Origin of the sequence: Nodosilinea sp. AN01ver1, assembly GCF_050565655.1 — a bacterium.
GTDB lineage: Bacteria > Cyanobacteriota > Cyanobacteriia > Phormidesmidales > Phormidesmidaceae > Nodosilinea.
Genome location: NZ_JBNXVS010000002.1, coordinates 108,046 through 122,473 on the forward strand (window position 1 = coordinate 108,046; position 14,428 = coordinate 122,473).

The 14,428-nt window shown below is 58.4% G+C and carries 9 protein-coding genes; 4 read left to right on the forward strand and 5 right to left on the reverse strand.

Going from position 1 to position 14,428, the window contains the following annotated elements; translation table 11 throughout:
• Positions 1-94 precede the first annotated feature (94 nt).
• Positions 95-1,540 (forward strand): sodium/glutamate symporter, encoded by a 1,446-nt coding sequence (locus ACQ4N7_RS03010; RefSeq protein ID WP_430710148.1) that lies wholly within the window; start codon positions 95-97, stop codon positions 1,538-1,540.
• A 209-nt stretch (positions 1,541-1,749) separates the two neighbouring features.
• Positions 1,750-2,031: a hypothetical protein gene (locus ACQ4N7_RS03015; RefSeq protein WP_073610147.1), complete on the forward strand. Its 282-nt coding sequence runs from the start codon at positions 1,750-1,752 to the stop codon at positions 2,029-2,031.
• Between the two features lie 386 nt (positions 2,032-2,417).
• Here the strand turns inward: ACQ4N7_RS03015 and ACQ4N7_RS03020 are convergent, their stop codons facing one another.
• The 3 genes from ACQ4N7_RS03020 to murJ form a co-directional block, all read right to left on the reverse strand.
• Positions 2,418-4,742 carry an ATP-dependent helicase gene (locus ACQ4N7_RS03020; protein WP_430710149.1) on the reverse strand — a complete coding sequence of 775 codons (2,325 nt, stop codon included), beginning with the start codon at positions 4,740-4,742 and terminating at the stop codon, positions 2,418-2,420.
• Between the two features lie 5 nt (positions 4,743-4,747).
• Positions 4,748-5,338 (reverse strand): hypothetical protein, encoded by a 591-nt coding sequence (locus ACQ4N7_RS03025; RefSeq protein ID WP_430710150.1) that lies wholly within the window; start codon positions 5,336-5,338, stop codon positions 4,748-4,750.
• 106 nt (positions 5,339-5,444) lie between these two features.
• Positions 5,445-7,049, reverse strand: a complete 1,605-nt coding sequence (murJ, locus tag ACQ4N7_RS03030; protein ID WP_430710151.1) for a murein biosynthesis integral membrane protein MurJ — start codon at positions 7,047-7,049, stop codon at positions 5,445-5,447.
• 299 nt (positions 7,050-7,348) lie between these two features.
• On the opposite strand from murJ, the gene ACQ4N7_RS03035 reads away from it, so the two are divergent.
• Complete coding sequence (locus tag ACQ4N7_RS03035; RefSeq protein ID WP_430710152.1) at positions 7,349-7,798, forward strand: hypothetical protein; 450 nt, start codon at positions 7,349-7,351, stop codon at positions 7,796-7,798.
• 368 nt (positions 7,799-8,166) lie between these two features.
• Here the strand turns inward: ACQ4N7_RS03035 and psaB are convergent, their stop codons facing one another.
• Positions 8,167-10,395: a photosystem I core protein PsaB gene (gene psaB, locus ACQ4N7_RS03040; RefSeq protein WP_430710153.1), complete on the reverse strand. Its 2,229-nt coding sequence runs from the start codon at positions 10,393-10,395 to the stop codon at positions 8,167-8,169.
• A 124-nt stretch (positions 10,396-10,519) separates the two neighbouring features.
• On the reverse strand, positions 10,520-12,823 hold the full coding sequence (psaA, locus tag ACQ4N7_RS03045) for a photosystem I core protein PsaA (protein WP_430710154.1): 2,304 nt from the start codon (positions 12,821-12,823) through the stop codon (positions 10,520-10,522).
• 982 nt (positions 12,824-13,805) lie between these two features.
• Between psaA and ACQ4N7_RS03050 the strand changes: the two genes are divergently transcribed.
• Positions 13,806-14,111: a hypothetical protein gene (locus tag ACQ4N7_RS03050; protein WP_430710155.1), complete on the forward strand. Its 306-nt coding sequence runs from the start codon at positions 13,806-13,808 to the stop codon at positions 14,109-14,111.
• Positions 14,112-14,428: the final 317 nt, after the last annotated feature.

Here is a 14,428-nt window from a genome sequence, read left to right on the forward strand (position 1 = left end):
CCAGGGTTACTGCAAGTCCCTTCAATCAGTGGCTGTATAGCAATAGCTGGGGTAGGTGTTGCCGCCCTTGCTTGCACCGACCTGGAGAAACCTTGTGTTTAACCTGCGTACTGTTCTATTTGCCTTTGTGCTGCTGGCGCTGCTGCTGCTGCTGGGGCGCTACCTCAAGCATCAGATTCAGTGGTTTCAGCGGCTCTACCTGCCCGCCTCGATTGTGGCTGGGGCGCTGGCGCTGCTGCTGGGGCCAGAGGTGCTGGGGGCGATCGCAACCGCAATTTCTGGCCCCGACTCACTGCTGGCGGGCGGTCTGTTCGCCGAAGATATCCGTGGGGTGTGGGCCCAGGCCCCAGGGGTATTCATCAATGTTGTGTTTGCGGCCCTATTTTTAGGCGAAACGATTCCAGCCCCGCGCGAGATCTGGCGTAAAGCGGCCCCTCAGGTGGTCTTTGGCCAAACCCTGGCCTGGGGGCAGTATGTGGTGGGCTGCTTAGCCACCCTGCTGATCCTGATTCCGCTGTTTAACGTCAACCCCATTGCTGCGGCGCTGATTGAAATTGGCTTTGAGGGCGGGCACGGCACCGCTGGCGGCATGGCTGACACCCTCGTGGAGCTGGGCTTTGCCGACGGAGCCGACCTGGCTCTGGGTCTGGCGACGGTGGGCATTGTCTCAGGCATTATTTGCGGCACCGCCCTGGCCGACTGGGGCCGCCGCAAGGGCCATGTCGATGCCGTTACTCGTCAGGTGATCGAACCGTCAGAAATTCCTGACCTCAACGTCGTGAGCGAAACCCCAGAGGTGCGGCAGGAGCGGGCGCGGCTGCTGCGCAACCTGCTGGTTGACCCGCTGTCGATTAATTTTGCCATTGTCGGGCTGGCGATCGCGATTGGCTGGCTCATTCTCGAAGCCATGCAGTGGATCGAGTCGGTGACCTGGGGCGGCGAAGGCGGCTTTACGCTGTTTGAGTACGTGCCGCTGTTTCCGCTGGCGCTGATTGGCGGCATTATCACCCAGGCCATTCTCAATCGACTGGGGCTGGGGGCACTGGTGATTCGGCCCATGGTGCAGAACATTGCCGGGGTAGCGCTCGATGTAGTCGTTATTGCTGCGATCGCGACCATCTCTCTCAGCGTCATCGGCAGCAACCTGGGCGTTTTTCTCATTCTCAGCATCGTCGGCATTCTGTGGAACGTGCTGGTCTTTCTGTGGTGGGCACCGCGCATCTTTCCCAGCTACTGGTTTGAGAAAGGCATTGGCGACATGGGCCAGTCAATGGGCGTTACCGCCACAGGCATTTTGCTGCTGCGCATGGTCGATCCCGACAACAGCACGGGGGCTTTTGAGGGCTTTGCCTACAAGCAGCTTTTCTTTGAACCGATTGTGGGCGGTGGGCTATTCACAGCGGCGGCCCCGGCGCTAATTGCCCGTTTGGGCCTGCTGCCCATGCTGGCCATTACCGGCGGGCTGCTGATTTTCTGGCTGGCAATGGGCTACCTGCTAATCCAGCAGGAGCGTCGCCACCCCACGGCTAGCAGCGCCTAAAAGCCAGGAGGAATAGTTGTGACCCCCTAATCGGCCACTATTCCTCCCTTGCGTCCGGCCCGTTCTTTAAACGCGCCCCAGGAAAATCAATACTTGCTATAAGTATTTCTAATGCAAAGCATAGATAATTTATGAGCCAAATTTCCCTGAAGCCGAAGGTCTAAAGGTAGAATTTAGCTTGATTTTAGCTTTGGATGGCATTATGTATCATGGCAGACTCTGGAACTTCTCCGATTAGTGAAAACTTTGATTCTCTACCTCGTGAGGTTAGGGTTGACAACCTCCGCAACGTGCTTGAAACCTTGCAAATAGCTGACGAAATTGCTAAGCAGGGCTACTTGATCACCAGTTCAGAACTTGCCGATTTAATGGATGTGAACGCGAGTGCCGTTACGAGTCGGGGCGAGTTTTGGGCCTGGCGCAACTGGTCTGTATCGCGAGTGCGGCGAGAAGGCAACCAAATTCTTTGGCAGATCGAGCGCATTGACTAGCAATTTTGGCCTTGTAGTGAGCTTGTCGAACTATTGGCGATCTTGGATTTTGGCGGGTGATCTGCGATCGGTTGGATAAGTCTTGAACATCGATAAATCGCATCTTACTCTGGCTCTGAGCCCTGGCTAATTCTTCCTGATTTGTAAGGTTGAATACCGAATGAACCCCGGCATAGGTGCTGCTGCCCTGGTCGGGGTTCAGCCTTGTGGCCGCGCCCTTGTGCTGAGAATAAATTTTCCTGAGATCGATACCGCTATTCGGGCCATGCCACCTGACGCAGGCTAGATCGGTCTGGGCTAACCCGCAGTCGGGCTGCACCGTAAAGCGATCTGGCTGCGCCTGTGCCCCTGCGCCAACCGCCTATTCAGAACCGGGGTTACGCGGATCACTCCTCTATCGGTGCTCCGCCCCGCAGCCACTCCCGCAGCACCGGCAGCACCGGGCAGGGGTTGGCGGCCTGCACATTCTCGGGCTTACTCCAGGTAAAGGGGGCCTGCTGGGCGGCTGACATCCACAGCAGGCGTTTGGCGCGGGTCATGGCAACGTAGAGCAGGCGGTACTCTTCGGCGGCTTTGAGGTGCTTGGCCTGCTCCCAGGCAGTAATGATGTCGGGAATGTCGCCCTGAGCGGACTCAACCGCGTGGGCATAGGTGCGAATTTGCGCCCGCGCCACCTCCGCCAGGGTGAAGTCGCCCAAAAACTCGCCCTGGGGCGGTACCCACAGGGTGCCAGGAATGGTTTTGTCGTGCAGAAAAGGCAAAAACACCACGTCCCAGTCGAGCCCCTTGGCTTTGTGCATGGTGATCAGCGTCAGCTGGCCGGGGCGGGTGTAAAGCGAGTCGGTGTCTTCGGTATCGACGGCGGTAAAGCGTTCAGAGCCAACAATATCTTGCAGCACCGCGATCGCCGCCCCCAGCGTATTCTCATTGCGAATTTGCTGGCTGACGCGGGCGGCCAGCTTGTCGGCGGTGGCTAGCTCGCTCTGGTTGTAACCCAGCGTTAGCCCAATGAACGAGAACAGGCTGTAGGGGGGCAGTTCGAGGCGCGATCGCAACAGCCCCGCACAGTAGCGCCGCGCCGTCTGGGCTACCTCCGTATCGGGCGGGGCATCGAGCGGGCCGGGGTAGAGAAACTGCTCGGGGGCCTGGGCCAGGGCGTTGAGATCTTGAGTGGGAATGCGCTTGCGATCGACCAGCACCCGCAGCGCCCCCTTGAGGCGATCGGCGGAGTGGGGCCGCTCGATGAATTGCAGCATGGCCAGGGTTTCTTCAGGCACTTTGGTCTGGCGGTCTTGCTCGCCTACGTCGTAGAACTTCAGCCCCAGGGCGGCCAAATCGACCCCACCCACCTGGTCCGGGTCGCGCAACAGGCTGCCGACAAACTGGCTCTGGCGACCCTCCCGCACCAGAATGGCGAAGCTGAGATCGGGGTTCTCGGCGTAGAGGTCGCGCACCCGCTGAGCCATCAGCCGCACAGAGTCTTGCGTCGTGGGCGGCGAGAGAATGTCTAGGCCAACCCCCAGCGGGTCTGGGTTTGCCCCTGGCTGGGGGTCGTCGGGGGGCACAGGGGCGATCGCCTGGTCGCGAAAGGGCGTCTCTGGCCCCGCCACTCGCGCCTGGTTGACCCAGGCCAGCATGCGGTTGGCCGCCGCCATAATGATCGCGCTGCTGCGCCCCGCCTGATCCATTGTCACCAAACGATTTTGGCGGCGACAGTCATCACAAAACTGGTTGAAGAAAACCGGGTCTGCCGGGGTAAACGTCGAGTTGATGGCCTGGTTGGGGTCGCCCACCCGCACCAGATTGGGTTCGCCCTCAGGATGCTCAGGATCGCCCGCCAGCAGGGTCAGCAGCCGAGTCTGCAAAGGCGACGAGTCCTGGGCTTCGTCTTCAAACACGGCAAAGGTGCGTCCCTGCCAAAAGCGGCGACTGTCAGGATCGTCCAGAGTACGCAGGGCACCCAAAATCATGTCGTCGTAGTCGATCCAGCCCCGCTGGGAGAGCAGGGTTTGGTAGCGATCGTACAGGCCTGCCGCAATGGTCAGCACATCGTAGTCTTCCACATCCCCCGGCAGATTGTGGTTGACCTGGTGGGCCAGCTCCAGCAAATCAGCGGGCATCAGGCCCGAACTTTTGGCCTCGCGAATCACGGTGTGGGCTAGGCTGGGCAGCACCTCGGTACGCAGCACCGACTGCCGCCGGAGCTGCTCGGTTTCTTCGCCGTCGAACTGTCGGCCTTCGATCAGGTGGTGGTAGAGGTCGGGGTTGGCGACAATCCACTGCTCCACACAGGCCCGCAGCAGGCGGTTGTTCTGCGCCGGGGAAACCAGCGTCAGGGTGTCGAGGTTCAGGTTCGACAGCTCTGGGTTGCGAGTGGCAATGGTGAGCGCCAGCCCGTGCAGGGTAGAGACGGTAAAGCTGGTCTGGGGCAGGCCCAGGTTTTTCAAATGCCCCCGCACCTTGGCCTTGAGGTTGGCCGCCGCCGATCGCGTAAAGGTGACCAGCACCAGCTGTCGGTTCAGGTGCAGCTGGTGACGCGCGATCGCGATCGCCGCCGCCGCCGCCATCCCCGTCGATTTGCCCGACCCCGGCACCGCCGACACCGCCAGCCGCCCACGCTCCCAAGCGGCCAGCTCCTGCTGCCCTCGCCTGAGCCCGGCGCAAATTTCCCGTAGCGCCGCCTCGCGATCGACGGGTGTAGCTGCCACCATAGGTCTCACCAGGCCGTGGGTTGAAAGGTCGAGTTATTGGCAATCGTGACCGTATCGCCAGTTTGCTTGATTACAAACAGTCCCCGCTGATAGGCAAAGCGGTCAACCCCTTCATCAATTTCAATCCCGGCCACGGCCCCGTAAATTCGATAGTTGGCGTAGTGAGGAAATGACTGTTTGAACCGCTCCAGGCGTTCTAGAAAGTACTCCACATCTTGGCGTGACAATCGCGACTTGACCTCAACTGCAACGGCAGCATCACCATTGATGGCCAAGATATCAATTTCCATCTCCGCACCAGGGCGCTGCGACTTCACCCGGCGGGCCGTTTCTTGCACTTCAATGCCCCGCTCACGAAAGAGCCGCACCACTGAGGGTTCGACCAGGTTTTCAACAAACTTGCCCCAGCGAGTGGTAAGCCCATCTACAGCGCGGGTGGTGTTGTCAACGAGGCGTTTAAGCTCGGCCATTGAGCGGTCGGATTCTGCTTTAGATTCTGCTGCCCGACGATCAGCTTCAGCAAATCGGCGATCCGCCTCGGCCTGAGAGGTGCGGAACAGAGCGTAAATATCGTCAAGGGTGATTGGATCGGCCATACTTGCACCTTGCCGTTGCATAATCACCTCCATTATGCGCCAGTCTCAACCGCCGCTGAGTTCCACCCACCCATCCGCCCATCCACCCACCTACCCATCCACTCCCCTACCGCCTCACCCGCTCCCGAATCCGCGCCGCTAGCTGCTTCGTCTCAGGTATCGGCAGCAAGAATGCCCCAGTCGCAAAGATCAGCAGCCCCACGCCGCCAGGGATCAGCAGTTGCAGCACCAGCACTCCAATGCCCTCGGTGCCGAACTGGGTTTCTAGCCACCGCAGAGTGCCCCAGGCGGCGGTGCCAGCGATCGCGCTGAGGGCGGTCAGCAGGGCGATCGCGCCACCCCACTCCCCCAGCGGCAGCCCCCGCAGCCGCCGATGCAAAATCGCCGTCAGCGCCAGGGTCGAAAACACATTTACCCCCACCGTGGCCAGCACCAAACCCGGTGCCCCCAGCCAGCGAATGAAGAAAAAGTCGAGCACCCCGTTCAGCACAATGTTGATCAGGCTAATGCGAAAGGGGGTCTGCCCGTCACCCAGGGCATAAAACACCCGCACCAGCACGTCACGAGCCAGATAGACAAACATGCCAAAGCCGTAGACCATCAGCACCGAGGTCACCAAGTTCGACGCCTCCGCATCAAAGGCCCCGCGCTCGTAGATCACCCGCACAATGGGCTGGGCCAGCACCACAAACATCGCGCCCAAAGGCAGCATGGTCAGGGCCGTAAAGAGCAAACTCTGGCGAATGCGGGTCTTGAGTTCGGGCCAGTTTTCGGGGGCCGCCAGCCGGGCGAACAGCGGCAGAAACGGCACCAAAATCACGTTTGAGATAATGCCTAGTGGCGTCTGCACCAGCAAATTCGCGTAGCTCAGCGCCGCCGCCGTACCAGGAATAAACGAGGCAAAAAACAGGTCGGTAAACAGGTTAATTTGCAGCATTCCCGACGACAGGGTAGCGGGCACCAGCACCCGCATCACCTCGCGCACGCCCGGAATTGACCAGTCAAACCGCAGCCGCAGCCGCCCCAGCCCCGACTTCCACAGGGCCGGAATTTGCGCCAGCCACTGCAAAAACGCCCCACTGAGGGTGCTGGCCGCCAACACCGCTCCGCCCAGCATAAAAAATTCTGGGCTGGTAATGTCACGCCCGATCGCCCCGTAGAGCAGCCCCAGCCCCACCAGCACCGCCCCGCTAGAAAAAATCGGGCTAATCGACGGCAGCCAAAACTGGCTGTCGGCATTCAGCGCCCCAAAGCCAATGCCAATTAGCCCCGCCAGCAGCGCCATCGGCGACATAATTCGCAGCTGAAGCACGGCGATGTCGCGAGCGATGGTGTCAGTCTGGGAAAGACCGGGGGCAATGGTGTCGATAATTGGCCCCGCCAACGCAAACAGCAGCACCGACACCCCAATCAGGATCAATCCCACCAGGGTGTTGACCGCCTCGATCAGCTTGGCGGTGTCTTTGCGATCCTGCCGCGCCACCACGCTGACGATCGCGCTGTGAAACGGCCCGTTGATACCCCCCAGCAAAATTAGCAAAAAGCCGGGAATGATGTAGGCAAAGCTGTAGGCATCGGCCACCGGCCCCACCGCAAAGGCAGCTCCGATCGCCTGCTGCCGAAACAGCCCGGCAAACTTGCTGATAATCGTAGCTACAGCCACGATGCCCGCAATATTGGCAAGCGATCGAGAAGGTTTCGCGTCTGACACGGGGCCTCGCAGGGGGTGAACAGCGGAGCCACGGCGGGCATCCAGAACCATCCCCCATTTAACTGCATAATTGAGCTAGGTCATGGCTTATTGCAGGAACCACAACCATCCTCTGCGGCTGGATGGTGACGACGCAGTGCATGGCTGAGCCTCAGCTTTTTGTGGTGGCGCGATCGCTGGTGGTGCGAATATAGCGAGAGAGATGGTACGACGCGAGTTGCACACAGGGTTCGCCTGATACTTTTCGGTTGGCATGGGTAGTATGTCTCGATGGACCCACGCCTTTTCATCAATTCAAGATGCTACCTACCACCCAAAAGCCAAAACCAAAGAACCGTCGCCGTCTCCTAGTCGGCCTGATCATTGGCGGTGTGTTGGTAACAAGCTTTCCGTTTTTGGTGGTTGGCGGTCTGCTGGCTAAAACCAACTGGGATGAGTGGCAACACTGCCGGGGCTACACCCAGTTCAACTTCGCTAGGTGGAACGACCCTGCCCTCAGCGCCAGCCCCACCTACGTTCGTCTTTGTATGGTGGATGACCTAGTGGCAAAGTATATTTTGATGGGCAGATCCCGAGCTAGCGTGATTGAGCTGCTGGGCACCCCGGAACCTGAAAAAAGCTTCTCAGGCTACGATATGGTCTACGTTTTGGGGCCAGAGCGCAGCTTTATCAGCATTGATTATGAATGGTTGGTGATTAAGCTCGATGCCGCAGGCTACGTCAACGAAGCCAAAATCTTGACGGACTAGGTTCATAGCTAGACAGTAAAAGTCCTGGCTCAACTACCCCGAAGAACCAGGACTCTTGAGAAGCGGAGAGTCTCCATCCGTCTCAAGGTTGGGAGGTGGCAAAGAGCGATCGCAGAGAGCCCGTTTACCATCTCAAACTATTTTTTGAATTTCTTTTGTAGGGTGGGCACTGTCCACCAGAGACTATGGTTTTTACCAATAATATTGAGTTGACTAAAATTGCTTTTCTCTCTTAAGCAGAGAGTTTGGAGCATGGGGTGGGTTGCACCAGACTGGTAGAACCCACCCCTGCCCCTCCGAGGAGGGGATTTTGCTCTAGGGGTGTAAAGTGGGCGGTGCCCACCCTACGGGAAGAGGCGTTAGCCTGGCTAGCCAAAGCGGCTAGAAGTTGACGCAATCAGGAAGGCGGCGTAGGTGAGGATGTAGCCCACGGTAAAGTGAGCCAGACCCACAACCCGACCCTGGATGATCGACATGGCAACGGGCTTGTCCTTCCAGCGAACCAGGTTCGCCAGGGGAGTGCGCTCGTGGGCCCAGACTAGAGTTTCGATTAGCTCTTGCCAGTAGCCGCGCCAGGAGATCAAGAACATGAAGCCGGTGGCCCAGACCAGGTGTCCAAAGAGGAACATCCAGGCCCAAACGGCGAGGTTATTCATGCCGTAGGGGTTATAGCCGTTGATCAGCTGCGACGAGTTAAGCCACAGGTAATCTCGGAACCAGCCCATTAAATAAGTCGAGTTTTCATTGAACTGAGCGACGTTGCCCGACCACAGCGCCAGATGTTTCCAGTGCCAGTAGAAGGTCACCCAGCCAATGGTATTCAGCATCCAGAACATCGCCAGGTAGAACGAGTCCCACGCGGAGATGTCGCAGGTGCCGCCCCGGCCGGGGCCGTCGCAGGGGAAGCTGTAGCCGAAGTCTTTTTTATCGGGCATCAGCTTCGAGCCACGGGCATCCAGCGCACCCTTGACCAGGATCAAGGTGGTGGTGTGCAGACCCAGGGCGATCGCATGGTGAACCAAAAAGTCACCAGGGCCGATGTTCAAGAACAGCGAGTTGGTGCTGCTGTTGATGGCATCGAGCCAGCCGCCGAGCCACACGTTGCCGTGGTTAGGCCAGGCCGTCGTGGCAATGCTGTCGGGGTTGGATAGGAGAGTATCCATGCCGTAGAGCAGCTTGCCGTGGGCCGATTGCACCCACTGAGCAAACACGGGTTCGACCAGAATCTGCTTTTCGGGGGTGCCAAAGGCAGTCACCACATCGTTGTGTACGTACAGTCCCAGGGTATGAAAACCCAGGAACAGCGACACCCAGCTCAGGTGAGAGATGATCGCTTCCTTGTGCTCTAGCACGCGGTAGAGCACGTTGTTGTGGTTGGCCTTGGGGTCGTAGTCGCGCACCAGGAAGATCGCGCCGTGGGCAAAGGCCCCCACCATAATGAAGCCAGCAATGTACTGGTGGTGGGTATAGAGCGCCGCCTGGGTGGTGTAGTCCTTCGCGATGAAGGCGTAGGGCGGCAGCGAGTACATGTGCTGCGCCACCAGCGACGTGATCACCCCCAAACAGGCCAGGTGCCAACCGAGCTGGAAGTGCAGCGAGTTGTTGTAGGTGTCGTAAATGCCCTTGTGACCTTCACCGATCGCACCGCCAAAGGGAGTGCCCTCGGGGGGACGGTGGGCATTCAAGATTTCCTTGATGCTGTGGCCAATACCGAAGTTGGTGCGGTACATGTGCCCGGCAATGATGAAGATCACCGCGATCGCCAGGTGGTGGTGGGCCATATCCGTCAGCCACAGCGACTGAGTCTGGGGATGGAAGCCACCCAAAAAGGTGAGAATCGCATCGCCCGACCCGGTCGCCGTACCAAAGAGATGGTTAGGGGTATCTGGGTTTTGGGCGTAGACCCCCCACTGGCCGGTAAAGAACGGCTTTAACCCTTCCGGGTGAGGCCGCACCGACAGGAAGTTATCCCAGCCCACGTGCTGACCCCGCGCTTCGGGAATCGCCACGTGAATCAGGTGACCGGCCCAGGCCAGCGAGCTAACCCCAAACAGACCCGCCAGGTGGTGGTTGAGGCGAGACTCAGCATTCTTGAACCAGGCCAGGCTGGGGCGAAACTTGGGCTGCAGGTGCAGCCAGCCCGCGAACAGAAACACCGCAGACAGAATCAGCAGGAACAGCGCCCCGCTGTAGAGGTCGTTGTTGGTGCGCATGCCAATGGTGTACCACCACTGGTAGACCCCAGAGAACGAGATGTTAACCGGGTAGCTAGCCCCCGCCTGGGTGAAGGCATCCACGGCGGGTTGGCCAAATTGCGGATCCCAAATCGCATGGGCGATGGGACGAGTGCCCAGCGGGTCTTTTACCCACTGTTCAAAGTTGCCTTGCCAGGCGACGTGGAACAGGTTGCCCGACGTCCACAGAAAGATGATTGCCAGGTGGCCAAAGTGGGAGGCGAAAATCTTTTGGTAAAGATTTTCCTCCGTCATGCCGTCGTGGCTTTCAAAGTCGTGGGCGGTGGCAATCCCGTACCAGATCCGCCTAGTGGTCGGATCGGCAGCCAGGTCCTGGCTAAATTTAGGGAATTTAGTTGCCATGAATCAAAACAGGTTTGCTGTACGAATGGGTCAGAAAACACAATTCGTCGACATTCGGTGGTTTGGGTTGTGGTGCAGGGGCACAGCCTGCTGTACCCCTACGGAGATCCCATGACCAAACGGGTCATCCCACCGAGATGATTCTTGCCAAGAAGAAGGCCCAGGTCGTGGCAATACCGCCAAGGAGGTAGTGGGCCACACCCACAGCTCGACCCTGAGTGATGCTCAGCGCCCGAGGCTGAATGGCAGGAGCCACCTTCAGCTTGCTGTGCGCCCAGACGATGGACTCAATCAGCTCTTGCCAGTAGCCGCGACCGCTGAACAAGAACATCAGGCTAAAGGCCCAGACAAAGTGCGCACCCAAGAACATCAACCCGTAGGCCGACAGCGCCGAGCCGTAGGAGCCAATCACCTGCGAGGCCTGCGCCCAGAGGAAGTCGCGCAACCAGCCGTTAATCGTGATGGCACTGGCCGCAAAGTTGCCGCCCGTGATGTGACTCACCGTGCCATCGGGGCTGACCGTGCCCCAGATGTCTGACTGCATCTTCCAGCTGAAGTGGAAAATCACAATCGAGATCGAGTTGTACATCCAGAACAGGCCGAGGAACACGTGGTCCCAACCGGAAACCTGACAGGTGCCGCCCCGACCGGGACCGTCGCAGGGGAACCGGAAGCCCAGTTCGCCTTTGTCGGGAATCAGCCTGGAACTGCGGGCAAACAGCACGCCCTTGAGCAGGATCAGTGCCGTCACGTGGATGGTGAAGGCGTGGATGTGGTGCACCATGAAGTCGGCGGTGCCGAGGGCCATGGGCATCATCGCCACTTTGCCGGCCACCGCGACGCCAGCACCCCCGAAGACGGGGCTGACGCTAGCCAGCGCGTTGGGCGCGGTATTGCCAGCGGCAGCGGCGTGAAAGCCCTGCACCCACTGGGCAAAGATCGGCTGCAGCTGGATGGCCGTATCCGAGAACATGTCCTGGGGACGACCCAGGGCCCGCATGGTGTCGTTGTGGATGTACAGACCAAAGCTGTGGAAGCCCAGGAAGATACACACCCAGTTCAGGTGCGAGATGATCGCATCGCGCGAGCGAAGCATGCGGTCGAGAGCATTGTCTCTATTCACTGCCGGGTCGTAGTCACGCACCATGAAGATGGCGGCGTGGGCACCGGCCCCCACAATCAGGAAGCCGCCAATCCACATGTGGTGGGTAAACAGCGACAGCTGGGTGGGGTAATCGGTGGCGATGTACGGATAGGGCGGCATGGCGTACATGTGGTGCGCCACGATGATCGTGAGAGAGCCAAGGATGGCCAGGTTGACCGCCAGCTGGGCGTGCCAGGAGGTGGTCAGGTCTTCGAACAGGCCCTGGTGACCGCGGCCACCAAACAGCAGCGGGTCGCCCTGGTGGTTGTCCAGAATTTCCTTCATGCTGTGGCCGATGCCCCAGTTGGTGCGGTACATGTGACCGGCAACAATAAAGAGGACGGCGAGCGCCAGGTGGTGGTGGGCCGTATCCGACAGCCAGAGGCCGCCAGTCACGGGGTTGAGACCACCTTTGAAGGTCAAAAAGTCAGCGTACACGCCCCAGTTGAGCGTAAAGAAGGGCTTCAACCCCTCAGCAAAGCTGGGGTAGAGGTCTGCCATCAAGGCCTTATTGAGGATCCACTCGTGGGGCAACGGTATGGCCCCCACCGAGTCGATCACTCGACCACCCAGGGTCAAAGGTCGCCCGGCATCGATCGCATCCATGCAGGCGTTGATGGGCAACGACACGTGGATTTGCTGACCAGCGTAGCCCAGACAGCCCAGACCCAGCAGTCCGGCCAGGTGGTGGTTCATCATCGATTCCACGTTTTGGAACCACTCCAGCTTGGGTGCCCGCTTGTGGTAGTGGAACCAGCCGGCAAACAGCATCAGGCCAGCCATCACCAGCGCCCCAATGGCGGTGCAGTAGAGCTGGAAGCTGTTGGTAATGCCGTTGGCCCGCCACATCTGGAACAAACCAGACGTGATCTGAATGCCGTGGAAGCCACCGCCCACATCGCCATTCAGGATTTCCTGGCCAAAGATGGGCCAGACCACCTGGGCACTCGGCTTGATGCCCGTGGGGTTGGTGAGCCAAGCTTCGTAGTTCGAAAACTTAGCCCCGTGGAAATACATGCCACTGAGCCAAATAAAGATGACGGCTAAGTGACCAAAGTGAGCACTGAAGATTTTTCGGGAAATATCTTCTAGGTCACTGGTGTGACTGTCAAAGTCGTGGGCGTCGGCGTGAAGGTTCCAAATCCAGGTGGTGGTTTTGGGTCCCTTAGCCAACGTGCGGTCGAAGTGGCCCGGCTTGCCCCATCGCTCAAATGAGACTGGCACCGGGTCTTTATCAACCACGACCCTGACTTTTTGTCCCGGTTCAGGGGGACTTATGGTCATGGGACTCTCCTCTCTTCTACTCGAAAATACAGAGCGGATAAAGGCGCTTCCTACTGAATAGACGGATATAACCTGAGTCTATAGAAAGCTTAAATAGGCCGTTTAGGCATGACGAACTGACCTGAAACCCATTGCCTTTTCGCTGGAAGGCCAAAGAAAAGCATGAAATTAAAGGTTTCAGCGTTTAACAGCTAAGCTCACAGAGACTAAACTCGCCTGGAAACGATTTAGAACGCTCCAGAAAAGCCTGCGTATCCTTAGAGCCAAGACAGGTTAAGTAACAAACTACAGAATCACGGCCATCCTTGGTAAGCGAAATTTTCACAAGTTAATAACTCTGGGAAAATTAAATTAAGGGTTTTTCAGGCCGCCAAAAACATGAATCTGGCATGGCTTTATTCTTTGGCCAAGGGAATTTTAGGCATTAGGCATTAGCCAAAAAATAGCGGCTAGAGAATTATAAAGAAGAGTCTGCAGCGGGGGGCGAAACAATCTGCAAGGCCGCTGTTGCAGGCCTCGACGGTAGCGCGATCGCGCCCTGCCGCAGCAACCCCTCCCTACCAGCAGCCATAGAAATGGACACCAAGCAGCACCCCTGCCTGCGGAGCCGAGTTGCCCTAAGGGCTGCTCTGAGGGCAGAGGTGCTCTCAAGGGCGATCGCCCCAATAGATAGAGCGTAGATCCGCTGGCTTGCACCCAGGCCGCATCCTCTAGGGCGAGGGCACACAGACCTAGAGGGAACTTAGAGCATGGCTGCACAAGCGCCAGGTCTGCTGTTAAAGCCCGACCTCTCCAGCCAGGCGTAAGCTGCTGAGCTATTAGCCAGAAGCGTCAAACCCTACTGAATCTGCCTTGGCCGTCCCTGGTGGGTTGGGCAAACCCCGGTGGCCCCCACGTAAGCTGCCTGTATGAAATCGGCGCCGTGCGATTCGGATTTGCCCTGAAAATAGCCGTTCCCTTCGACTTCGCTCAGGGAACGGCTATGGCTGTTTTTATTGTTGGGGGTGCCGCGTCAGTGACATGGACGATTGGTATATGGCCTGTGGTCAAAGAGAAGGCGAGATCACAGGCGAGAGTCAATACTTTTTGCCGCCAACCAGTTGGCCAATCATTGACCAACTGGTCAGTCATCTACAAACTCCAACGAACACACAGGGCAGCAATCAATCCAGAAACCCGCATCGGACATGGCTCTGAACGCTTGATTGCTACTCCAAGAGTAGGCTTAAAAAAACAAAATACTCTCTACACAAAGAATGAGAGGCTTATCTATCGCTGGAGATATTGACAAGACGGCCACATCAATGCAGACCGCGCGAGGGCATTTGCCTGTCCGGCAGCGATCTAGGGCGCAACGCTTAGCTATCAGCTGATGCCCCAATGCCGGGGTAGTGCAATATTGGGCCCGCTCTGATCGAACCTAAGCTGACGTCTGGAACGCTAGGATCACGCCGGGATGATGGAGCTTGAGGTTGGGCCAGAGCTTCTGGTACTGGGCGAGCGGTTTACCCCCCATAGCGGTGCTGGCCCTGGGGAAAGCTGCCAAATCTCTGTGCTTGCGATCGCCCCATCTGGTGTACATTATGAGAAAATTGTGACAACTGT

What these genes read in the sequence shown, in the direction of transcription:
- ACQ4N7_RS03015 (WP_073610147.1), top strand. Translation starts at nt 1,750, where the DNA reads ATGGCAGACTCTGGAACTTCTCCGATTAGTGAAAACTTTGATTCTCTA.
- ACQ4N7_RS03020 (WP_430710149.1), bottom strand. Translation starts at nt 4,742, where the DNA reads ATGGTGGCAGCTACACCCGTCGATCGCGAGGCGGCGCTACGGGAAATT.
- ACQ4N7_RS03025 (WP_430710150.1), bottom strand. Translation starts at nt 5,338, where the DNA reads ATGGCCGATCCAATCACCCTTGACGATATTTACGCTCTGTTCCGCACC.
- ACQ4N7_RS03035 (WP_430710152.1), top strand. Translation starts at nt 7,349, where the DNA reads ATGCTACCTACCACCCAAAAGCCAAAACCAAAGAACCGTCGCCGTCTC.
- psaB (WP_430710153.1), bottom strand. Translation starts at nt 10,395, where the DNA reads ATGGCAACTAAATTCCCTAAATTTAGCCAGGACCTGGCTGCCGATCCG.
- psaA (WP_430710154.1), bottom strand. Translation starts at nt 12,823, where the DNA reads ATGACCATAAGTCCCCCTGAACCGGGACAAAAAGTCAGGGTCGTGGTT.
- ACQ4N7_RS03050 (WP_430710155.1), top strand. Translation starts at nt 13,806, where the DNA reads ATGGCTGTTTTTATTGTTGGGGGTGCCGCGTCAGTGACATGGACGATT.